The 23,171-nt window shown below is 49.4% G+C and carries 20 protein-coding genes; 9 read left to right on the top strand and 11 right to left on the bottom strand.

Annotation, left to right across the window (positions count from 1 at the left end; genetic code table 11):
* Nucleotides 1–2: 2 nt before the first annotated feature.
* Both BFO_RS13010 and BFO_RS13005 read right to left on the bottom strand, forming a co-directional pair.
* On the bottom strand, nucleotides 3–626 hold the full coding sequence (locus tag BFO_RS13010; protein ID WP_014226249.1) for a bifunctional nuclease family protein: 624 nt from the start codon (nucleotides 624–626) through the stop codon (nucleotides 3–5).
* Nucleotides 627–641: 15 nt separating this feature from the next.
* On the bottom strand, nucleotides 642–1,142 hold the full coding sequence (locus BFO_RS13005; RefSeq protein ID WP_014226248.1) for a thioredoxin family protein: 501 nt from the start codon (nucleotides 1,140–1,142) through the stop codon (nucleotides 642–644).
* A 117-nt stretch (nucleotides 1,143–1,259) separates the two neighbouring features.
* On the opposite strand from BFO_RS13005, the gene BFO_RS13000 reads away from it, so the two are divergent.
* Nucleotides 1,260–2,498: a 3-keto-disaccharide hydrolase gene (locus tag BFO_RS13000; protein ID WP_046472706.1), complete on the top strand. Its 1,239-nt coding sequence runs from the start codon at nucleotides 1,260–1,262 to the stop codon at nucleotides 2,496–2,498.
* A gap of 29 nt (nucleotides 2,499–2,527) precedes the next feature.
* A complete protein-coding gene (locus BFO_RS12995; RefSeq protein WP_014226246.1) occupies nucleotides 2,528–3,388 on the top strand; it encodes a sugar phosphate isomerase/epimerase family protein in 861 nt (286 codons plus the stop codon).
* Between the two features lie 164 nt (nucleotides 3,389–3,552).
* Here the strand turns inward: BFO_RS12995 and BFO_RS12990 are convergent, their stop codons facing one another.
* The 9 genes from BFO_RS12990 to BFO_RS12950 form a co-directional block, all read right to left on the bottom strand.
* On the bottom strand, nucleotides 3,553–4,734 hold the full coding sequence (locus BFO_RS12990; RefSeq protein WP_014226245.1) for a TolC family protein: 1,182 nt from the start codon (nucleotides 4,732–4,734) through the stop codon (nucleotides 3,553–3,555).
* On the bottom strand, nucleotides 4,731–7,814 hold the full coding sequence (locus BFO_RS12985; protein ID WP_014226244.1) for an efflux RND transporter permease subunit: 3,084 nt from the start codon (nucleotides 7,812–7,814) through the stop codon (nucleotides 4,731–4,733). Before BFO_RS12985 ends, BFO_RS12990 begins: the two co-directional genes overlap by 4 nt.
* Nucleotides 7,815–7,827: 13 nt before the next feature.
* Complete coding sequence (locus tag BFO_RS12980) at nucleotides 7,828–9,066, bottom strand: efflux RND transporter periplasmic adaptor subunit (protein ID WP_014226243.1); 1,239 nt, start codon at nucleotides 9,064–9,066, stop codon at nucleotides 7,828–7,830.
* Nucleotides 9,067–9,141: 75 nt separating this feature from the next.
* Nucleotides 9,142–9,582, bottom strand: a complete 441-nt coding sequence (locus tag BFO_RS12975) for a DUF6769 family protein (RefSeq protein WP_046825467.1) — start codon at nucleotides 9,580–9,582, stop codon at nucleotides 9,142–9,144.
* Between the two features lie 39 nt (nucleotides 9,583–9,621).
* On the bottom strand, nucleotides 9,622–10,353 hold the full coding sequence (locus tag BFO_RS12970) for an HAD family hydrolase (protein WP_014226241.1): 732 nt from the start codon (nucleotides 10,351–10,353) through the stop codon (nucleotides 9,622–9,624).
* Complete coding sequence (locus BFO_RS12965) at nucleotides 10,350–11,270, bottom strand: CDP-alcohol phosphatidyltransferase family protein (protein ID WP_014226240.1); 921 nt, start codon at nucleotides 11,268–11,270, stop codon at nucleotides 10,350–10,352. The genes BFO_RS12970 and BFO_RS12965 overlap by 4 nt, the downstream gene beginning before the upstream one ends.
* The gene (locus tag BFO_RS12960; protein WP_014226239.1) at nucleotides 11,270–12,127 is read right to left on the bottom strand and encodes an ATP-grasp domain-containing protein; all 858 of its coding nucleotides are present in this window, start codon (nucleotides 12,125–12,127) and stop codon (nucleotides 11,270–11,272) included. Before BFO_RS12960 ends, BFO_RS12965 begins: the two co-directional genes overlap by 1 nt.
* A 39-nt stretch (nucleotides 12,128–12,166) precedes the next feature.
* Nucleotides 12,167–12,862, bottom strand: coding sequence for a sugar phosphate nucleotidyltransferase (locus BFO_RS12955; protein ID WP_041591387.1), 696 nt, complete (start codon nucleotides 12,860–12,862; stop codon nucleotides 12,167–12,169).
* Nucleotides 12,863–12,921: 59 nt separating this feature from the next.
* Nucleotides 12,922–14,586 (bottom strand): putative transporter, encoded by a 1,665-nt coding sequence (locus BFO_RS12950; protein WP_014226237.1) that lies wholly within the window; start codon nucleotides 14,584–14,586, stop codon nucleotides 12,922–12,924.
* 160 nt (nucleotides 14,587–14,746) lie between these two features.
* On the opposite strand from BFO_RS12950, the gene BFO_RS12945 reads away from it, so the two are divergent.
* From BFO_RS12945 to BFO_RS12915, 7 genes are all read left to right on the top strand, one after another.
* Complete coding sequence (locus BFO_RS12945; protein ID WP_014226235.1) at nucleotides 14,747–17,311, top strand: DUF5686 and carboxypeptidase-like regulatory domain-containing protein; 2,565 nt, start codon at nucleotides 14,747–14,749, stop codon at nucleotides 17,309–17,311.
* A gap of 91 nt (nucleotides 17,312–17,402) precedes the next feature.
* Nucleotides 17,403–17,984 carry a hypothetical protein gene (locus tag BFO_RS12940; protein ID WP_014226234.1) on the top strand — a complete coding sequence of 194 codons (582 nt, stop codon included), beginning with the start codon at nucleotides 17,403–17,405 and terminating at the stop codon, nucleotides 17,982–17,984.
* A gap of 32 nt (nucleotides 17,985–18,016) precedes the next feature.
* A complete protein-coding gene (locus BFO_RS12935; protein ID WP_014226233.1) occupies nucleotides 18,017–18,364 on the top strand; it encodes a VOC family protein in 348 nt (115 codons plus the stop codon).
* A 51-nt stretch (nucleotides 18,365–18,415) separates the two neighbouring features.
* Entirely contained in the window at nucleotides 18,416–19,879 is a 1,464-nt protein-coding gene (locus BFO_RS12930; RefSeq protein ID WP_014226232.1) for a flotillin family protein, read from the top strand.
* 309 nt (nucleotides 19,880–20,188) lie between these two features.
* Nucleotides 20,189–21,208: a branched-chain amino acid aminotransferase gene (locus BFO_RS12925; RefSeq protein ID WP_014226231.1), complete on the top strand. Its 1,020-nt coding sequence runs from the start codon at nucleotides 20,189–20,191 to the stop codon at nucleotides 21,206–21,208.
* Between the two features lie 83 nt (nucleotides 21,209–21,291).
* Entirely contained in the window at nucleotides 21,292–21,795 is a 504-nt protein-coding gene (locus tag BFO_RS14605) for a hypothetical protein (RefSeq protein ID WP_014226230.1), read from the top strand.
* A 165-nt stretch (nucleotides 21,796–21,960) separates the two neighbouring features.
* On the top strand, nucleotides 21,961–23,139 hold the full coding sequence (locus tag BFO_RS12915) for an ATP-binding protein (RefSeq protein WP_014226228.1): 1,179 nt from the start codon (nucleotides 21,961–21,963) through the stop codon (nucleotides 23,137–23,139).
* Nucleotides 23,140–23,171: the final 32 nt, after the last annotated feature.

Below are 23,171 nucleotides of genomic sequence, written 5' to 3'. Positions count from 1 at the left end.
GTTTATTGTATATCGCCGAAATGATCACGGCGGTTCAGTTCGTCCCGGTAAATCTTGGCCGACTCGTATTTCTCTTCGCCGATGGCTTTCTGCATCCGCTCTTCAAGCTCACCGCGTTGCAGCATATTGAGCCATTCGCGCAGTTTCTCCGGGTCGTGAATCTCTTCGGGATTCAGGTCTTTCGATAATACCGGCGCTTCGTTTTCGATCGTTCCTTCATCAATCACCACCCCGCATTGCTGCATGATCGATTCGAGCGTGTATATCGGGCAGTTTACCCGCAAGGCGATCGCTACGGCGTCCGACGTGCGCGAGTCGATACGTACTTCGTTCGTTCCGTCCGAAAAGATAAGCTCCGAATAGAATACTCCTTCCTCGAATCGATAGATGAATACTTCCGAAAGAAAGAGTTTAAACGACTGTATCACCCCGACGAACAAATCGTGTGTCAAAGGACGGGGAGGAGTTAGCTCTTCCAACGCAATCGCGATCGATTGCGCCTCCGAAACACCGACGATGACGGGCAGGCGGCGCGGCCCGTTCTCCGACAAAATCAACGCATAAGCCCCCGACTGGACCTGACTGTTCGTCAATCCCTGCACGATTAATCTGATCTTCTTATCCATTGTTTGATTCCTCCTTCATTTTATTCTTCGCATTGCATTTTCAATGACTTCGAGTGTTGTTTCCCGCAAACGGATGTACTTCTCTTTATCCAGCAGATAAAGTGCCGGTAATGAACGGAACAGATAGTTGCTTCCGGGGATGATCGACAAATGTTCGTCATACCCGTTGATCCACTGCTCCGGCAGGTGGGAAGCATGGTTTTTCCAAAGCTCCCGGTCATTGTCCGGATAGATGGCCAGTACCTGCAACTTTTTCTCGGCAAAGAGACGATTCAGGATTTCCGATCCGGCTATTTGTTCGGTGAGTAAGCGGCAGTCTTCGCACGTCGGTTCGTAAAAATAGAGCAGTATCCATTCCGATGTAAGCGCGTAAAGCGAATCCTTTTGCTCTGAACCCAATGTATAGGTGAAATTGCCCGCTTTTACCGGAGGGACGGATGTCTGATGTTCGGCTTTCATTCCGCACAAAGCGGAGAAGAACAAGACAACGCCCAGCATAATCCGTTTACTTTTCATTCTTTTTGTTTTCACCGGACAAAGATAATCATTTTACAAAGAATGACTATCTTTGTGGAGTTTTTTGAAAATTTTAAAATTGTTTTTATGATGAAGTGCATGAATTGTTTATGTGTGATGGTTTTATTCGGAGCCTTAACGGCATGTTCCGAGAAACCGCAAAATGTGTTGACCGAAGAGGAAAAGGCAGCGGGATGGCAATTGCTGTTCGACGGTCAGACGCTCGAAGGCTGGCGTGATTACAACGGTCAGGCCCTGACCGGTCCGTGGGAAGTGGTCGACGGTGCTATTCAGGCCGATGGCGAAGGCAGCGATGAGAACGGATACATCGTGTATGATCGTATCTATGAGAATTTCGAGCTGCAATGGGATTGGAAAATCTCGAAGGGCGGTAACAGCGGATTGCTTTATCACGTTGTGGAGCGTCCGCAGTACAAGGTGCCATACGTGACCGGTCCCGAATACCAGTTGATCGACGACAAAGGGTTTGCCGAACCGTTGGAAGACTGGCAGCGTTGCGGCGTGGATTATGCGATGTATCTGCCCGATTTCGCGACGATGAATGTACGTCCCGCCGGCGAATGGAATACCTCGAAAATTGTCTTCGACAACGGACATGTAGAATACTACATGAACGGACAGAAAACGATCGAATTCGAAGCATGGTCGGACGATTGGTTCCAACGTAAGAACAGCGGTAAGTGGGAGAATGCTCCCGAATACGGTCTGGCGCGCAAAGGGCTGATATGCTTGCAGGATCACGGTTATCCGGCATGGTTCCGCAACATTAAAATCCGTGAATTACCGCGCAAGACGGAGGAAGAAGAATTATTTAACGGCAAAGACCTGACGGGCTGGGATGTGTACGGAACGGAGCAATGGTATGTACAGGACAGCCTGCTCGTCTGCGAGAGCGGTCCCGACAAGCAGTACGGTTATCTGGCCACATGCAAATATTATAACGATTTCGAGTTGACGGCCGACTTCAAGCAGGAAGCCGATGGCAACTCGGGTATCTTCATCCGTTCGTTCGTAGAAGAAGGAGCGAAAGTGAACGGCTGGCAGGTGGAGGTGGCTCCGAAAGGATTCGATACGGGCGGTATCTACGAGTCGTATGGCCGCGGATGGCTGATCCAGATTCCGGACGATCGCGAAAACTTCCTCAAAGAAAGAGAGTGGAACACAATGCGTATCCGGGTGGTCGGCAATCAGGTAACGACTTGGTTGAACGGTGAACAGATGGTCGATATTCAGGACGAGAAGATCGGAGCCGGTCAAGGTCGTATCGCTCTTCAAATACATGACGGAGGCGGCATTAAGGTGCTTTGGCGTAACATCCGGGTGAAAACCTTGTAATCATTCCCTCACCAATAACGATCCGGAAGATGAAAAGAACGATATGGCTGGGAGCGGTCGTTACACTTATATGCAGCCTTTTACCGACCGTTTGTCCGGCACGGGACAAGGCTGAGAAAAACGGTTGGCGGTTGTCCGTGCAATCGTATACGTTCCATAAGTTCACACTCGTAGAAGCACTCGACAAAGTAGCGGAGCTGGGGGTTCACAACATCGAGGTCTATCCCGGCCATAAACTGGGCGGACAATGGGGCGATCGGGTGTTCGGCTACGATCTCGACGCGCAAACGCGCGAAGAGCTGAAAGCGCTTGCCGCCTCAAAGCAGATCCGTTTCGCGGGTACCGGCGTGTACATGACCAACGATGCCTCGACATGGGAAAGGATGTTTCGACTGGCCAAGGATATGGAGATGGAATTTATCTCGTGCGAGCCGGCAACGAAAGACTGGGATCTGATAGAACGTCTGGCCAAACAGTACGATCTGAAAGTGTCCGTCCATAATCATCCGCAGCCGTCGGACTATTGGACACCCGAAAACGTGTTGAAACAGATCTCGACGCGTGATGCACGCATCGGTTCCTGTGCCGATGTCGGTCATTGGCGTCGCGAAGGGCTTGATCCGGTGGAGTGTTTGAAAATGTTGCAGGGACGTGTACGGTCGCTTCATTTCAAAGATGTCGCACCGAAAAAGGAAGGTGTGGCCTGGCAGGATGATGTGATCTGGGGCACCGGCAGTCTGGATATGAAAGGCATGCTCGAAGAGTTGAAACGTCAGCGGTTTGAAGGCGTTTTCTCGATTGAGTACGAAGCCAACTGGGAGAACTCGGTACCGGATATCCGGAAATGTATCGAATATTTCCATCAGACGGTCGAAGAACTATTTCCCTAAACTTCTTCCTTCGGATTCACAAATAGAAGAGAGGGTGTGCCGGAGCTTTTCGCTCCGGCACACCCTCTCTTCTTATGCGCCCGTTCGATACGTACTTATCGATGCAGTCGATATGAATGACACTTCATCTCCTTTTCCGACTGTTGCGCTCTACTTTACCGTTATCAAAGTTTGTAGCTGTAAATCGCGGCCAGCACTTTGTGGTATTCGCTTTGCAGTTGCAGATGATAGTCGGTGCTCTGATATAGCGTGCCGATGCTGACGAAATACTCGATCATGGAGATTTGTCCGGCTTGCAACGCTTTATTCAGCAGGGTCAGGTTGTCCTGATTTTTGAGCACGGTATCAAATTCGTCCATCGAAGCGCGGAGTACCTGCAACCGGTGATAGAGCTGCATCAAGCGGTTCTCGGCCTGTACCGCAGCGCTCTCACGTTGCAACTCTACATAATGACTTTGACGGTGCGCCTTCTTCACCTGATGGCGGTTTGAGAAGAGCGGGATGCTCATTCCCACGACGAAGCCGTTGTACCGATCGCCGCCGGTGGCCGTGTTCAGCCGATAGCCCAGCTCCAGTCCGGGCAGCCCCTGAGCGCGGCTTACGCCGATCTGCCGCTGCGCTTCGGCCTGCCGGTATTGCAACGTCTGTAATGTGGCATCGGCGGCCAGCGCCTCGTCACGTAACGCGTCCCACGAGGGCAGCTCGGCAGGCGAAGGGTAAACCGTATCGGTGAATGCGACGGGATGTCCGCCGTTCAACGTGGCCAATTCGCGCAGCTTGCCTTCGCGTTCCGTCTCGTTCAGCCGTTCCTCCGCCTTTACGTTTAAGAGTTCGAGCTTGATTTTATTTGTCTCCAGTATATTGGCATTGCCTTTCTTCAAACGCTCGTCATACAGCTCCGCCAGCCGCTCGGCGTCGCGTCGCCGTTCGCGAAGGAGCTGTCGACGCCGGTTAAGCCACACTAAATCGAGGCAGACCTCTTGGGCATTGAGCAATACCTGACGACGCTCACCGGTGTATTGCGAGGCGAAGAGTTGTTGGCGAACGGTCGTCAGTTTGCTGCGTTGCCCGTAAACCGTGGGAAACTCGAACGATTGCGACGCGACCAGCTCACCCTGTACGCCCATCTCTGCACGATTGCCGTATTGATGCGAATAACTCACCGATGGATCGGGCAGGTTATTCTCACTTTTCGATTCGAGCAACTGCACCTCGTAATATTGGCGGGCGGCCTGCAACTCGCGATTATTTGTTTCCACCTGACGCAATACCTCATCCATCGTCGTCTGCGCTTGCGCCGCGATGGTCAGCAGCACGGCAAGTCCTGTTATCATATATTTTTTCATACGTCTTGCTTTTTATGGATTAAAAGATACATAATCGGGATGATAAAGCCGTTTAACAGCGTAGAGGTCAGCAATCCGCCCAGAATCACGACGGCCATCGGGCTCTGAATTTCGTTGCCCGGCAGATCGCCTCCCAAGGCCAGCGGAACGAGCGCCAGCGCCGAGGTAAGCGCCGTCATCAAAATGGGGTTGAGCCGGTCTGATGAACCTTGCCTTACACACTCAATGAATGACAGTCCACTGCGTTTCAGATCGTTGTATCGATCGATCAGGAGCATGCCGTTGCGTGTAGCAATACCGAACAGCGAAATGAATCCGATGATGGCGGGGATGCTGATGATTCGGTCGGCAAAGAAGATGGCAAAGATGCCGCCGATGAGTGCCAACGGAAGATTCAGCAGTACGACGGCCGACTGCTTCATGCTCCTAAACTGGTTGTAAAGCAGCAGGAAGATAACGAAAACAGACAGGATGGAGGCGACGAGCAGCGTGCGCGATGCAGCCTGCTCGCTCTCGAACTGTCCGCCGTATTCGATGTGATACCCTTCGGGAAGCACGATCTGCTCATCGATCCGTTCGCGTATCCGGTGGACGATACCTCGCAGGTCCCCCCCCGACACATTGGCCGAAACGACGATCTTGCGACTGACGTTCTCGCGGCTGATCGTATTCGGCCCGCCGGACGAAACAATGTCGGCCACGTAGCTCAGCGGTATTTTCCGCCCGTCGGCATCGATGATCAGATCACCGATCCGGTCGATGCCGCTCCGGCTCTCGTCATTGACCCTTACGGTCAGATCGAAGGAGCGATTGCCTTCATACACCTGCGAAACGACCTCGCCACCGAGCATAACCGATACATACTCTCCGAACTCGGAAGGGGGGATGCCGTATTTGGCGAGCATCTCGCGTTTCGGCTCGATTTTGATCTGAGGACGTTCGATCTGCTGCTCTACGTTCAGGTCGGCAATCCCCTCGATATCGGCGATACTCGTCTTAATCCGGTTGCCGAGCGCGAACATACGGTTCAGGTCCGTACCGAACAGCTTGATGGCAATATTGGCTCGTGTGCCTGATAACATCGCGTCGATACGGTGCGAGATGGGTTGTCCGATCTCAATATTTACTCCCGAAAGCGTTTTCAGCTTCTCCCGCACTTCCTCGACGACCTCTTCTTTCGACCGCCCGGAAAGCTCGAACGGCGCTTCGATTTCAGAGACATTGACCCCCAACGCATGCTCGTCTAACTCGGCGCGTCCGGTCTTACGTGCCACCGTCCGTATCTCCGGAATCGAAAGCAGTAACTCTTCCGCCCGGCGACCAACCTTGTCCGACTCTTCGAGCGAGATGCCCGGCAGTGTGCTTACGTTGATCGTAAACGAACCTTCGTTGAACGACGGCAGAAAACTGTTTCCCAACATGAAAAAGGCGACGAGCGCCACGAGTGCGATCCCGCCCGTAATGCCGAGCGAAGCCTTCCGATGGGTCAGCGTCCGGTCTAAGGCGCGTTCGTAAGCCGCCTTGAGATGACGCACCACGAACGGCTCTTTGTTTTTCTTTGTCTGGCGGTCTGCCGTGAGCAGAAAACTGCATAACACGGGGGTCAGCGTCAACGCTACGAGAGTAGAGGCAAACAGCGCCACAATAAAAGCCACGCCCAACGGCGCCAGCATCCGTCCCTCCATACCCGAAAGGAAGAACAACGGCACGAAGCTGACGACGATAATAAAGGTTGAGTTCAGGATCGGCATCCGCACCTCCTGCGAGGCGTCGAACACGACGGCAATCACTCCGCGCCGCTCGGCCTCGGGCTTCTGCCGGTTCTCACGCAGACGTTTGTAGACGTTCTCGACGTCGACGATCGCATCGTCAACGAGTGAGCCGATCGCAATGGCCATCCCTCCGATACTCATCGTGTTAATCGTCAGCCCCATCAATCGTAACACGACGATGGCAACGAGGATCGACAAAGGAATGGTGACGAGCGAGATCAGGGTGGTTCGTGCATTCATCAGGAAGATAAACAGGATGATCACGACGAAAACAGCCCCTTCGATCAGCGATCGCCGAATGTTGCCGATCGAACTTTCGATAAATCGTGACTGTCGGAAGATATCGGTTGCCACCTGCACATCACGGGGCATCGTTTTTTGCAATTCGGCGATGGAAGCGTCGAGCTTCCGCGTCAGATCGAGCGTGCTCGTATGCGGCTGTTTCGTGACCGTCAGCAATACGGCCGGCTTGGCGCGGTGCGATGCTACGCCGAGTTTCGGCATCTTCGCGCCGATACGTACATCGGCCACATCGCCCAGCAAGAGTGGTACCTCGCCCACGCGTTTCAATACGGCTTTCGAAAGGGCATCGACGTCGTTGGTGGAGATCACGCCACGGATGATGTACTCGTTTCCGTATTCGTATAATACCCCGCCCGACGCGTTTTGATTCATGTCGCGAACTACTTTCATCACCTCGTCCAGACCGATCCCGTAATGCTTCATCTTTTCAGGATTCAGCAACACCTGATATTCCCTGATATCGCCTCCCAATACGGCTACTTGCGCTACTCCGCCTGTAGACAACAGACGCGGACGAATGGTCCAGTCGGCGATCGTTCGCAGTTCCTCCATCGAGGTCGTATCGGCCGTCAGGCCGATAATCATCATCTCGCCGAGAATAGACGATTGCGGCCCCAGCGTCGGTCTTCCTGCGTTCGGCGGTAAAGATTCGCCGATCATAGCCAGCTTTTCCGATACGATTTGGCGCGCACGGTAAATATCCGTCCCCCAGTTAAACTCGACCCATACGACCGAGAAGCCGGTTGTCGACGATGAACGTACGCGACGCACATCCGTCGCTCCGTTGACGGCCGTCTCTACCGGAAAAGTGACCAACCGCTCTACTTCCTCGGGAGCCATCCCTTTTGCCTCGGTCATCACGACTACGGTCGGAGCATTCAGGTCGGGGAAGACATCCACGTCCATGTTCATGGCCGTATACGTACCGGCAAAGAGCAATAATACAGCTGCGGCAAGCACGATCAGCCGATTATTCAATGAAAATCGTATAATATTATTCAGCATATCCGTCCGGTTTTTAATGACTGTGACTGTGACCTTCCGGAATCACGCTTGCATTGGCCGCCAGCTTCAGCTGGTAAACACCCTGCGTCACGACGCGATCTCCCACATGTATCCCGGAAAGAATCTGCACGCGCTCACCGTCGTCAGCTCCTAAGGTAACTTCTCTTTTTACGTAACCTTCTTCGTCGAGTTGAACATACACAAAATGAACCCCTTGCTCCTCCGTTACAGCCTTTATCGGCAAGGTTATCACATCGGGACGCGGAGTGGAAAGCAGATACACTTCGGCGTAAGCGCCGGGCATGATATCGCCGATATTGTCGAACTCGAAAGTGACGGGAACATAGAACGAGGCTTGTCCTGCCGACTTCCCGAACGACAGCAACCGCCCTTTCAGTTCGCTCAGTTTGTATATCCGGTCGCTGTAGGATACCTTGAAATTCGCACTCCCGATGTGCTGTAAGTCTCTGAAATATTTTTCAGGAACCTCGGCACGCAATTGTAACCGCCGGTTCTGTGAAACGGTGGCGACAGGCTGGCCGACTGCCACAAACTCTCCCTGATTGACAAACCGGTTTTTGAGGTATCCTGCGATGGGTGTCGTAAGCCTTACGCCGTGCACTCCCGCTTTGCCGGCAAACGCCCGATAGGCGGTCTTCGCCGTTTCGTAACGGAGGTGAACCTGCTCGAATTCCTGGGTCGAGATGATTTGATCCTTCACTAACTCTTCGGCGCGTCGGAATTCTTTCTCGGCGGTTTCATACGTAATCCGGGCCTGCGCCACCGGATCACCATTGGCAATATCTTTGGCCGAGATCGATGCGATCGCTTCGCCGGCACGTACCGCCACTCCCTCGACTGCAGAACCGGAAAAAGAAAGGATACCGTTCGATGTCGCGGCTATCGTCACCTCGTCACCTTGTGCCGACAGGATTTGTCCGCCGGCTTTGATTACCTGACAAAACAGACCGGGCTCTGCGGTGCTGACTTCCAGACCTACGGCCTTGGCCTGTTCGGCTGTAAAAATAATCTCGTTATCTATGGCTTCATGGGTGTCTTCTTTATAGTCGTGATCATGCTCCTCCCCTTCATGGTCATGGTCGTGTTTATGGTCATGCTCATGTTTATGATCATGATGTGAATGTTCATCATGAGCGTGTTGATGTTCGTCTTTTTGTGTGGATGAGCCGCCACACCCGGCAAGTATGCAGGCGCAAACTGCCCACAATAAAATAAATGATCGATGTTTCATAATTGACTTTTTTAATGAATGAACAATCGCTGAATATAGTACGTCTGCAATCAGCCTGAAATGATTTTCGGTTCATTAAAAAAGAGGCGGGGCGCGCAGTCCCGAAGCACGTGTAATCCACGTGTCGCGAAGCGCTTCGATATAAAAGGAGAGATGTTTTCGGGAGAAACACAGACCGGCTTGTTCCAATTCGGCCGGATAGAGATAATTCAGTAATACGAAGAAAGGAATGAGAACAGGCGTCACAGCCGCATGGCTATCATGATCCTGTGTCAGGGTGACGGACACGGTCGCCCCACAATCATCGCATGTCTGTAAAGGATGGTGATGAAGATGGCTGTTCGGAGAGGTTTCGCCGCACGTATGACAGCAGGCATGTTTTGCTCCGTCTCCCCAAAAAGACATAAAACAAACTTTCCCACCATCGTGATGATGATGTGGTGCCGTCGCCGAAAACAGGAAGAATACACTGCTTATCCATACGACCCATTGCATGATATGTCGTTTATGCTTCATCCGAGGACTTTTCATCCGGTGGACAAAGGTATATGTTTTTTAAGATGATGACAAATTAAAAACCGTTTTCAGCTCCGAAAAGTCCGAAATTACAGCGTCAGCCGTCTCGTTACCGGCATATTCTTTCCAACCGATGTTTTTGAGCCAGACCGTACGGCAACCCACAGCGGCGGCAGGAACGATATCCTTATCGTACGAGTCTCCGATCACAGCGATATGAGCAGCCGGTATGTTCAGGGCGCTGATTCCCAACCGGAAGATTTGAGGATCGGGTTTGCGGACGCCCACCGTCGCTGACTCGATAAGGAGCGGGAAATACGCATCGAGACGGAAATCTTTCAATACCGTCCGAAGGTTTCCGTAAAAATTGGAAACCATGACCAGCGGATAACTGTCGGCCAGCACCTCGATAACAGGGCGCGCCGCAGCGGTCGACCGCGCAGCGAATGTATAGCATCGCCCGGCTAGGCTTCGTTTCAATTCGCGTGAGGCTTCCATGTCCGACAAATACCGATTCTCACGAAGCCACTCGATTTGCAAATCGGTCTTAATACGCATCATATCGGCAAACGTATGCTCCGGTTTTACCAAAGGAAGTTGCCCCATCGTCCGCTCGGCATACACGTAAGCCTGCCGGAAAACGTCTTTCGTGACGGGAACAGCCTCCGCCTGATAAGCCTGCCAGATCACTTCCGCCCAATGCAATCCGTTACTGTCGATCGTACCGCCGTAGTCGAACACGATCCCTTGAATAGTTTTTATGTTGATCATTGCTGTTGGTTCTTTAATGAGGGGGTAAAGTCGGTGCAAATACGTTCATGCTTCGTCACCATGTAAACGAGCATGACATTGAGCACCGTCAGTTCGAAAACGAAATAAAGCCACGGCTGATCGATCAAAAGGCTTACGAATAACGCAATAACACGTGTATTGAACGAAAGCATATTCGTATATTTCATCAACGGCAGACTTTTCGTGCGGAAAGCTTTGCGAAACCATTCCGGCGCTTCTCCGTGATAATCGTTCCGGACGATGTCCATCATCTCCTGAAAGCGAGGCGTCCATCGTTCCTGTCCGCGTGTGTAACGCAGGTAAAACATATCAAAGAGTTTATAGATAAAATCATGTCTCCATGTCATCTTCTCGAAATTCGCCTTTACGGCCGGTGAGTGTGACAACTCGCTGCCGGCTTTTCCTTTCAGAAAAAGGAGATGGATGTTCCGGTAGTAATCGGCCATGGCGGCCTGTTTGCCGTGGAAGACTCCCGTAACGATAGCCATTAGCCAGATCCATCCGCCCCAGACCGGCATGAGTCGCAAACAGATGGCGACATAGATGACAAAGAACCATACATCGCCGCAGAAGCCGTCGAGGATCCTTCCCAACGGTGATTTCTGCCCGGTCATACGCGCCAGCTGACCGTCGGCGCTGTCGTACATATTGGCCCAGACAAGGAGTAACATCCCGATCACATTGATTGTCGGCGAAGGGTAGTAAAAACAAATACCGGCGGCAATCCCGATAAAGATTCCCGCTACGGTAACGGCATTCGGCGATATACCCATCCGCTCGAACAGCAAGGCCCATCGATAGCCCAGCGGACGATAAAAATGTATATCAATAAACTCTTCCGTATCCAACGATTTGAGTGTGGACTCCAAATCCTTTGTCTGTGAGTTGCGTGTCATCATTGTTTCATGAAACGGTAAATACATTCGGCAATATGGGGTGCCGCTTCATCACGACAAGGTGCAAAACTCGGCCAGTCGTTGAAGTCGATCAGTCGTACCGTGCCGTCTTCCGATACAATGCAGTCGCCACCATAAATATGGACGTTCAACACCTGGGCTGCCTGATCGCACATTTTTCGTAAATAATTCAGATCGAATGAAAATCCCTTGGCTGCACCGTTGATTTGTTCAAGCCCGAACTTTCCGTGATGCATCTCGAACGGATAAAACCAATAGAAGAAGTCCGTTCCGTACACCCCGTAAAATTTGACCAGATCGCCGACCAGATGTTCATTTATCACTGCGGTTTCAATTCCTCGCACGGCAAACTCATGAAAAATACCTTTGGCCTCTTCGCGATGACGAACATAGGTCACGTCTTCACGATGGATGGCATGGAAATCTCCGCGTTTGATCCAGCAATGATGCAGGCCGGCCTCCTCGAGCGCCTCCGTCGGATCGTCGTCCGTTTTAAGTATCAGGCTCTTCGGATGGGCTATTCCGGCAGATAGCAAAAGACGCGTCATCTTCTCACGGGTGCAATTCTCGATACCGTAGCCCGAATTGATGACCTTGCATCCTTCGTCTTCCATACGTTGCAATTTACGTACCATCTGTCGTTCACGTGCCATGTTAAAAACGATATTGGCATCGATGTCCCGAACTAACAGGTCCGATTCGATGTATTCGTTCACCGTGCATCCCATACGGTGCAGATGCTCTGCCGTCAATGAAAAAATGGCGGCATCGTTTCCTACATGATTCGGTGAAAAACGGTTTTCCCTGCGAATACCGGCTACCTTATGCGTATTCATGTTGATTGATTATTAAAACCCTATCCGAAGAAGTACGTATCATGCCAGAAATGTTTCTGCCTTAGCCAGATCACTGATATGATCGATATCAATAATTTTATGAAACGGATAGGCCTTCAAATGCAAACCTTCGCTCACCAACAGGCGCTGATAGTTGCGCATCCGTGAGATTCCTTGTTCCATTGCCTGATCCAACGCCGGTAACACCGTATTTCTCAGGCAGTAAATTCCTCCGGATACATAACGGCAGGGTTCGTCTGTCGCATCGAGGAAAGCTTGGATCATGTAATCATCGTCTGTCTTTACGTAGAGCGGCTTCTCATCGTCTACGAAACTTGTAACGGCCATCAAGCCATCCAAAGTCGATGTCTGCTCGAATGTACGGATATATTGTGTAAATTCATCTTCCTGAAAAATCGTATCGACCGTGGTCAGACAAAACCGATCGCCGGTCAGGAAGCGGCTTAATGCATGAAAACTATGCATCGAGCTGGGGGTGGATTGTACCAATAAATGAAACGGTACCGGTAGCGAGAGAGCGTTCAGATGCGTTTGCACTTCCGTCATTTCTTCATTCACGATGATACTGATCGACGTGGCGTGATGCCTCAAAAAAAGATGAATCAGCCGGTCGATCAAGGGGACTCCGTGTAAGCGGAGCAAGGGTTTGGGAGTCTTCATCCCTTCCTGAACGAGGCGTGAACCCTCACCGGCAGCGATAATTGCATAATCCATAGTATGTTTATTTTGGGTCGGCAAAGATACCGCTTTTCCTGCAAATAACGAAATCATCATTATCCCAATAAGCACATCAACAGTATCTGCACAAGGATGACTCGTGCAAACATGCCTAACGGATAAACCGTGGCATAAGCAATCGAAGGATTGTCTCCGGATATCGTTTCATTGACGTAGCTTAATGCCATCGGATTAGCCATACTTCCGCACAACATGCCCGAAACCGTCCCAAAGTCGATCTTCATGACTTTTAAAGCAACGACTCCTACGATAATGGTAGGTATAAGGGTTAACCCTGCGCCGATCACAATCCACAAAAGCCCTTCGGGGCGAAACACCGTTTCGAAGAAGTGTGTGCCCGCGTCCAACCCTAGACATGCCAGGTACATGGAAAGACCGATCGCACGAAGCATCAGATGGGCACTGCGAGTTGTGTAAGTAATCATGTGTATGCGGGGACCGAATGTGCCCAGTAAAATGCCGACAATAATAGGACCTGCGGCTAAACCCAATTTCACCGGTGTAGCGATACCTGGAAATGAAAACGGCACAGAGCCTAAAGCCAGCCCCAAAACGAGACCGATAAAAATCACGACAAGGTTCGGCTCTTCCAGATCTTTGACGGCATTCCCCAATACCTGCTCTACGTTTCGGATCGCTGCAGCCTCGCCCACTACCGTCAACCGGTCTCCTAACTGGAGCACCAATTCGGGAGTGGCAAGCAACTCCACCCCTGAGCGAAAAACACGACTGATATTGATTCCATAATGATTGCGTAAACGGAGAGAACCTAATTTTTTGCCGTTCAACACTGCACGAGTTACCACAATACGTTTTGAAACTAACTCCGTATCAATAGCATTCCAGTCGATATCTTCCTTGTTCCAGTCCGTCTTTTCCTGCTGACCGAACAGGAACGTTAAGGCTTGCACATCTTTTTCCGATGTGATAACCAATAATCTGTCATTCTCTTTCAAGATTTTTTCCGACGTTGGAATGCTTACATGCCCGTCTCTCCATAAACGTGAGATGATAAATTTCAGATCACTCATCCGAACAATTTCCTTGACACTTTTTTCAAAGACCGCCGGATTATGCACTTGAAAAGCGGCTACATATACTTTTTTAAAATCATCCTTTTCAACGTTGTTCAGTAGCTCCTCACGAACGAGTGTTTTCCGGATGAGTAAGATTGCAAAAATCACCCCGACCACCCCTAAAGGATAAGCCACGGCGCAGCCTAAAGCAGGGATGTTGCTGTCCAGTCCGATCTGTTTTAAGGTCTGCTGTGCCGCTCCCAAGGCCGGTGTGTTGGTCGTGGCTCCGCAAAAAATACCAACCATATCCGGTAACGATACCTCTGTCAGATGCGATAGCAGAACGGTCAACCCGCTTCCGATTAAGATAAGCGCCATCGATAGCATATTGAGCGTGATCCCTTCTTTACGAAACGAATTAAAGAAACCCGGACCGACCTGTAACCCGAGAGAGTAGATAAAAATGACTAATCCGAAGCTTTCAGCATAAGCCAGCATTTTATCATCTATGGAAAGCCCGAAATGCCCGGCTAAAATACCTGTAAAAAAGACGAAAGTAACTCCCAAGGATATTCCACCGATATGTATTTTACCCAATGCCAATCCTACCGCAACGATGAGTGAAAGCACAACCACAGCCTGCATGGGGGAGTGTTCTACAAATAAACCGTTCAACCAATCCATCTTCACCTGTTAAAATGAGGCGCAAAGATAAAACAGTTATCGCAAGAAAGCGCTGTCTGCGATACAAAAAGATAGAATGAACAGAATATAGGTGAAATAGATTTTTGTTTTTCGGAGAAAAAAACGACTTTTGCACGAATCATGTCATTAGAACATTAAGATGAAACTGAAAAGCATGCTATGTCTCCTTTTGTTATGCTTCTTGTTTGGGGCGGGAAAGGGGGTTGCACAATATACGATCCGTGTAGAAGGATTTGTCAAAGATTCATTAACCCGTGAAGCTATGCCTGCTGTATCGGTCATGTTGAAAGGAACGACGATCGGCACGGTGACGGACAACAGAGGCCATTTCTCCTTACAAGTCACTTCTTCCGAAAACGTATTACATGTTTCATTTCTGGGGTATGAAGAGGTTGAACTTCCGTTGAAAAGAAATGGAATAAACAATGTAACAGTCCGGATGAAACCAATATCTTATGCGTTGTCCGATATTGTTGTCAAGCCTGAAAAAGAAAAATATTCCAGAAAAAAGAACCCGGCGGTGACATTTGTTGAAAAGGTGATAAGTCGGCGTACAGTCAATGATCCTCGCCAACATGATTATTATCACTATAGCACGTACGACCAGAAGATTTTGGCCAAAAATGACTTTAACGAGGAAGAGGCACGTAAGAAAAAACGTTACAAACAGATCGATTTTATTTTCAATTACATCGATACGTCTCGGGTATCGGGCAAACCGATTTTGCCGCTTTACAACGAAGAACGGATCGAGAAGACGTATTATCGAAAATCGCCGACTGCGGAACGTAAAGTCGTACAGGGGGTGAAACGTGCCGGACTGATCGAAATCTTTTCGGAAGACGGGGTCAAACAGTTTATCGAGGAAGTGTTCAGGGAGATAGACCTTTTTCAAGACAATATCCCGTTGTTTTTGAATCGCTTTATCAGTCCGCTCGCTTCATTTGGTCCGCTCTACTATAAGTATTACTTGTCGGACACCGTAACGGTAGAGGGTGAACCGTGTGTCGATCTGGTGTTCGTGCCGTTTAACTCCGAGTCGTTCGGTTTTACCGGACATCTTTATGTCACCCTCGATTCGACTTTCTTTATCAAACGGGTGAAACTGAATGTGCCTCGGCACATTAACCTCAATTTTGTGGATTTTATGCGGATCGAACAGGATTTTGTACGTACAGATGATGGCACACGACTGATGACGAAAAATGATATTACCGTCGAATTTAAACTGAACGCTAAAAGTAAAGGCACTTATGCCCGCCGCATTTGTCTTTATCGCGATCATTCATTCGAGCCCCCCGAAGATATGACCGTCTTTCGAGAGAATAATCCCGTGATGGAAACGGAAGATGCCCGCAAACGTTCGGACGAATATTGGCAGGGACATCGGGAGAACGAGAAAGAGATTACCCAGACCTCGGTAGAGAAGATGATGGCACAACTGCGCGCCGTGCCTGCTTTTTTCTGGACGGAAAAGATCGTGGGCGCTTTGATCAACGGGTATGTGCAGCCCCGGGAAACGAACAGCCCGGTCGAATTTGGGCCGGTGAACACCTTTATCAGCGGTAATGCGCTCGAAGGGGCACGATATCGCTTCGGCGGAACGACTACGACGAATCTTAGCCGACATTTCTTTGTGGATGGTTATCTGGCTTACGGCGCGGGCGACAAAAAATTCAAAGGGGATTTGCTGGTTGAATATTCGTTCAACGATAAACGAAGTTTTCGTAAAGAGTATCCGTTCCATTATGTGCGTGCCGAATATCGCTATGACATCAATCAGATCGGGCAGCATTACCTTTATACGAATGCAGATAATGTGTTTATGATGCTTAAGCGGCGCAAAAACAACCTGATTACCTACATGCAGAAGGCCGAACTCGGTTATTATCATGAGCATTACAACGGGTTAGGCTATGGCATTACGGCTCGTCACTTGACGGAATGGGCGTCACGTTATGTGCCGTTCGCGCAAATTCAACCCGACGGGGTGACGGCTCTTCCACTCGATCATTACCGCTCGGCACAGCTTGAGGTGGTGCTGCGCTGGGCGCAGAACGAGAAGTTCTATCAGTCGCGCAACTATCGTTATCCCATTACGCTTGATGCACCGATCATCACGCTCAGTCATACCTTTGCCCGAAAAGGCGTCCTGGGCTCCGACCATCATTATAACCGCACCGAGATTGGCATCCGTAAACGCTTCTGGATGTCGCCTTTCGGGTATGTCGACCTTTACGGGCAGGCCGGTAAAGTATGGGATAAGGTACCTTATCCGTTGCTTATCATCCCGAATGCGAACTTATCATACAGCATCGAACCGGAAACATATGCCCTGATGGACCCGATGGAGTTTATCAATGATCGCTTTGTGTCGTGGGAAGTCACGTATTTTATGAATGGAGCTTTGCTGAACCGTCTTCCGCTCATCAAACGCCTGCAACTGCGCGAGGTTTTTGCTTTTCGCGGATGGTATGGTGATCTGAGCGACAAGAATAATCCGTGGAAACCGGGTAATGAAGGACTTTATGTTTTCCCTGAAAACAGTTATCTGATGGAAGATCGTCCTTACATGGAAATCAGTTGCGGACTTGATAATATCTTTAAGCTCGTCCGGCTTGATTATGTCTGGCGACTCTCTTATCGTAACCATCCTCATACGCCTGACCGTGGACTTAGAATGAAAATGCAATTTTCATTCTGAATGTTTTTCTCAAATTTTTTGGCGGTTTTAGAATTTGTATTTACATTTGTCAGGAAAAAAAGTACAAACAACCTAAAGAACACAATAGATTATGGAAACATGGTGGGGATCACTCGATCCATTTATGCAAACTCTTTGGGGCATCGCTATTTTTGCCTCAGTGGTCTTTATTATTCAAAGTGTCATGACCTTTGTGGGGATGGACTCCGAAACGAATTTTGACGGCGACTTCGACGGCGATATGTCTGCCGACGGCACGGGTGAGGCGACCCCCTTCCAACTTTTCACGTTTCGTAATCTGATCAATTTCCTGCTGGGGTTCAGCTGGACGGCCATCGCCCTTCGCGCGTCCACCGAAAACACTTCGCTGATACTCGTCGGCGGCGTGGTGGTGGGTGTGCTACTCGTAGCCGCCGTGATGTACCTGTTTAAATGGATGAGCGGCATGCAGCAGTCGGGCACCATTGAGCCGGAAGCCCTTGTCGGCTGCAAAGGGGCGGTCTACCTGACTATCCCGGCCGCACGCACGGGCGAAGGTAAAGTGCAAGTCAGCGTCCGCGGTGCCATCCGCGAATATGACGCCATGACCGACGGCGAGCGCCTGCCTAACGAAGCTCCCATCCGCGTGACCGCCGTCCTGAACGGGCACACGGTACTCGTAGAGAAAATATAGTTTACGAGTTTACGCCATCTTATTATATCCTTATGAAGGCAGATAATTATTTTTTCCCTGCAAAGGATTTTAAAGCGACAAAACACTTCTATGCCGATGTATTGGGTTTAGCCGTGAAGTTTGATTTCTCCTCTATGGGCATGATCGCCTATCGTATAGGAGACGACGAACCGGCACTTATCCTAAGGGATACCGCACGATTCCCGGATGCCCAACCTGCTTTGTGGATAGAGGTAGAAGATGTGGCGGTTGAGTATGCCAAGATGAAAGAAAGAGGCGTCCGATTCCTCTCCGAGCCTTTCCATATCCAAACAGGTTGGGCCGTCGAGTTTGAGGATCCATCGGGTAACCGGTTAGGAATAACAGATTATAAAACGTGACAAACAGTTTCGTTATCAGTAATAATTTCAATAATTTCAATTTAATAGCTTATGCCAAGTTTATATTTAATTGTAGTGATCGTAGCCGTCCTGTTCGTGACGTTCGCTTCGATTCTTTCGCGTTATAAACGCTGTCCCTCGGACAAAATCTTAGTCGTTTACGGGAAAACAGGTCGCAACAAAGAGGGCGGCGTCAGCTCGGCACGCTGCATCCACGGTGGGGCGGCGTTTATCTGGCCCGTGTTCCAAAACTATGCTTTCCTCGACCTTACGCCCATCTCCATCGAGTGTAACCTGACGAATGCGCTGAGTAAACAAAACATCCGTGTAGACGTGCCTTGCCGTTTTACGGTCGGCATTTCGACCGAACCGGAGAGCATGACCAATGCGGCCGAACGTCTGTTAGGGCAAAATACGCATAACATCCAGAATATTGCCACCGATATTCTTTTCGGTCAGCTGCGTCTTGTCATCGCCACGATGGATATTGAGGAAATCAATGCCGACCGTGATAAGTTCTTAGCCAATGTCAGCGCCAACGTCGAGGCCGAACTGCGGAAGATCGGTCTCAAGCTGATCAACGTCAACGTAACCGATATTCGCGACGAATCGGGATATATCGAAGCGCTTGGAAAGGAAGCTGCTGCCAAGGCGATCAACGAAGCAAAGAAAAGTGTGGCCGAGCAGAATCGTTTCGGAGAAATCGGTAAGGCCGAAGCCGATCGTGACAAAGACATCCGGATTGCAGAAACCCTCCGTGATACGCGTATCCGTACGTCCGAAGCCAATGCGCTGGCCGTCGAAGGAGAGAACAACGCGAAGATTGCCATTGCGAATTCCGATGCTACGCGTCGCGAGAAAGAGGCCGAAGCGGCACGCCGCGCCGTAGCAGCCGAGAAGGTGCAGACCGCAAAAGCTTTGCAGGAAGCATATCAGTCGGAACGCGAGGCCGAGCTGACACGCGCTGAACGCGAGAAGGCTACCCAGACAGCCAACGTCGTCGTTCCCGCTGAGATCGAGAAGGAGAAAGCGATTATCGATGCCGAAGCGGAAGCCGAGAAGCTGCGTCGCAAAGCACGAGGTGAAGCCGATGCTATCTTTGCAAAGATGGATGCCGAAGCACGCGGTATCTACGAGGTGCTCACGAAGCAGGCCGAAGGATACGACCGTCTTGTTCGCGCTGCCGGAAGCGATCCCGATAAGGCGGTGCTCATGCTGATCACCGACAAATTGCCGGAGCTTGTCAAAACACAGGTGGAAGCTGTCAAAAATATCAAGATCGACAAGATCACCGTATGGGATGGCAACAATGGAGACGGAAAAGGGATGACCTCGACCGCCAACTTTATTTCCGGGTTGATGAAGTCTGTTCCCCCGTTGAACGATCTGTTTAATATGGCCGGAATGAACCTTCCGTCCTACCTCAAAGGACAGGATGATAAGACGACGATTCCGCTGAAGCCTGTAGAATCCGCGCCTGTACCCGAAAGAAAAGAACCGCCCGCGAAAGGGTAAAGTGTGAGAAGAAAAAATCTTTTGCGAGGGTGTGTCAAAACGCAATGCATGGGTGAAATGCAAGGAATTAAGGATGAGAGCGAGGGAGTATACTAAGGTATGTAACCGAGCACGCATTCCGTAAGCAACGAAGCAGTTCGCCCGTTATGACACACCGCCTTTTTCTATATTTATGAGAGGAAACGATCGAGGAAGAGGGCGGTGAAACGCAGGTTTATGGTAAAACTTTTGTGGATCGTGCGTGGAAATTGAGAAATTATCATGTACATTTGCATTTTGATTTTTATGTAAATTTTAAACTCTAACAAAATGGAAAATATCAATTGGTCGGAAATTCCGTTCGGATACATGAAGACGGATTATAACGTAAGATGCTGCTATCGCGATGGCAAATGGGGCGAGATTGAAATTTCTTCGTCCGAAATGATTAATATCCACATGGCAGCTACGTGTCTGCACTATGGTCAGGAAGCATTCGAAGGGCTGAAAGCTTTTCGTGGCAAAGACGGTAAAATTCGTGTGTTTCGGATGGATGAAAACGCCAAGCGACTGCAATCGTCGAGCCGAGCCATCCTGATGCCGGAATTGCCTGTCGAGAAATTTGAAGAGGCTGTCCGTAAGGTCGTATTGCTGAATGAACGTTTTATACCGCCCCACGAAAGCGGTTCGTCACTCTATCTTCGTCCGCTGCTGATCGGAACCGGTGCGCAGGTTGGTGTTAAACCGGCTGTCGAATATTTGTTCCTTATCTTTGTCACTCCCGTAGGTCCTTACTTTAAGAATGGATTTCAACCGTCGAAGGTATGTGTCATGCGCGGATACGACCGTGCGGCGCCTCATGGTACGGGAATGGTGAAGGTCGGCGGAAATTATGCAGCCAGCCTTCGCGCCGGCGAAAAGGCACGGCAAGGCGGCTATGCGGCCGTACTTTACCTTGATCCGAAAGAGAAAAAGTATATTGACGAATGCGGCCCGGCCAACTTCTTCGGCATACGTGGCAATACATACATCACGCCGGCGTCCGAATCTATTCTCCCGTCAATCACAAACAAGAGTCTGATGCAGCTTGCCGAGCAAATGGGCATGACGGTAGAACGTCGTCCGGTACCTTTTGAAGAAATCGCGACATTCGACGAGGCGGCCGAATGTGGAACGGCAGCCGTTATCGCTCCGATTTCTCAGATCGATGACCTGGATGAGGACAAGCAATACGTCATTGCCAAAGACGGAAAAGTAGGACCTGTTTGTACCCGTTTGTATCACAAGTTGCGTGCTATTCAGTACGGCGACGAACCGGACGATTACGGCTGGGTGAAGGTGATTGAATAAAAAAGTTTAAAAATAACAGAAACATGCAACATTTGGCCTCTGTTTTGCGTCATTATATAGAATGAATAAAAAAACGGAGTACAATGAAATTGAAAAGAATGTTTCTGTATATAGCAGTATTGGCAACCATGGCTTGGGCATGGGGGTGTAATGAAGAAGACATGCAAAGTACGGCTGCCGGTGCTTCTCTGAAAGTCTATAATATATACAATTCGGGTTGTTTATCGAATACCAGATCGGAAGAAGCGCCATCCGCTTCTTCCGGCCTATATGAAACACTGCGTCTGAAAGCCGTTGAAGACGGTAGGCTGCAGATCGCTCACGATAGCGCAGTTTATAATTGTGCAGCAAAGATGGAGATTCGTGTCAGTCAAAAGGGAGATCAGCTTTGGGTGAAGGAAGAAGATGTTTCGAAAAACAGTGTGCGATGCCTATGCCCGTATAACTTGAAATATGAAATACCGTTGAGACACGGAACATATACGATACGAATCAATGACGGAGCGGCCTATACGTTTACTCATCATGCGGCTACCGATACGGTCATTTTTCTTGGTCTTTCCATGAAGAATGACTTATCTTTTTGATATATAATTGTAAAGGAGGCAGTTCTTCTATTGATCATGCGATGTGATCTCAGACCTTTTTTGTGAGAGCTTCCGGAAACAAATAGCAGTTTTTGCAGTTTTTTGCCAACTCGACATTGCAATTTCAAATATCTTCGTATCTTTGCCTTCGATTTTTAACAAGGCATGGAGGCTTTTTACCGAACACATCAATATCTGTTGGCACATCTCGGCTCGACCGTTCGGCGTGGGCTGATGGATGAAATTGATTGGAACCAACGGTTAATTGGCATCAAAGGCTCGCGCGGAGTCGGGAAAACAACGTTTCTGTTGCTGTATGCCCGTGAGTTTTTTGGTTCTGACAATAAAGAATGTCTGTATATCAATTTGAATCATTTCTTTTTTACGGAGCGGACATTGATTGACTTTGCCGGCGAGTTTCGTGCACAGGGTGGTAAAGTACTGCTTATCGATCAGGTATTCAAATATCCCGAATGGTCTCGTGAGTTGAGATATTGTTACGATCATTTCACCGATTTGCGGATCGTGTTTACCGGTTCGTCCGTCATGCGTCTCAAAGACGAGAATCCCGATTTGGCCGGAAAAGTCTCGTCATACTATCTGAGAGGCTTCTCGTTTCGCGAATATCTGAATCTGATGGCCGGCACCGACTTCCCAGCCTATTCGTTCGACGAGGTGATGAAAAATCACATGGCTATCGCCCGTGAGGTATGTGCATTGATAAAACCTCGTGCTTATTTTCGCGATTATCTGCATCACGGTTTCTATCCGTTCTTTCTCGAAAAGCGAAACTATTCGGAAAACTTGCTCAAAACGATGAATATGACGCTCGAGGTCGACGTTTTATACATTAAACAGGTTGAGCAGCGTTACTTGACGAAGTTACGTAAATTGCTCTACTTACTTTCGCTTCATATGCCTTGTACACCGAACATAAGCCAGTTGAGTAAGTTGATCGAGACATCACGGGCAACGGTGATGAACTATATTAAATATCTGCAAGATGCGCGGATGATTAATCTGCTTTATGCACTAGGTGAGGAATATCCCAAGAAACCTGTGCGGGCATATATGTATAATCCCAATCTGATGTACGTGATGAATCAGCAGATACCCGATGGACCGGCCGTAAACGAAACATTCTTTTGTAATCAACTGATTAAAGATAACAACATGAATGAGAGCAATCAAAATGCTCGTTTTTTAGTGAATGGGAAATATCATTTTCAGATTGTTCCCGATACGAGAGGAAAATTTAATCCGGGTATGTACTATGCAGTGGATAAAATGGAAATAGGAGGAGAGAACTTGATTCCTTTATGGCTGTTCGGATTTTTATATTAAGAGAAATAGAATGTAGATGTATATTAATTTAA

This window comes from Tannerella forsythia 92A2 (assembly GCF_000238215.1).
Taxonomy (GTDB): domain Bacteria; phylum Bacteroidota; class Bacteroidia; order Bacteroidales; family Tannerellaceae; genus Tannerella; species Tannerella forsythia.
Note: the sequence above shows the minus strand (reverse complement) of the source record. Positions and strands in the feature narration are given on the sequence as shown.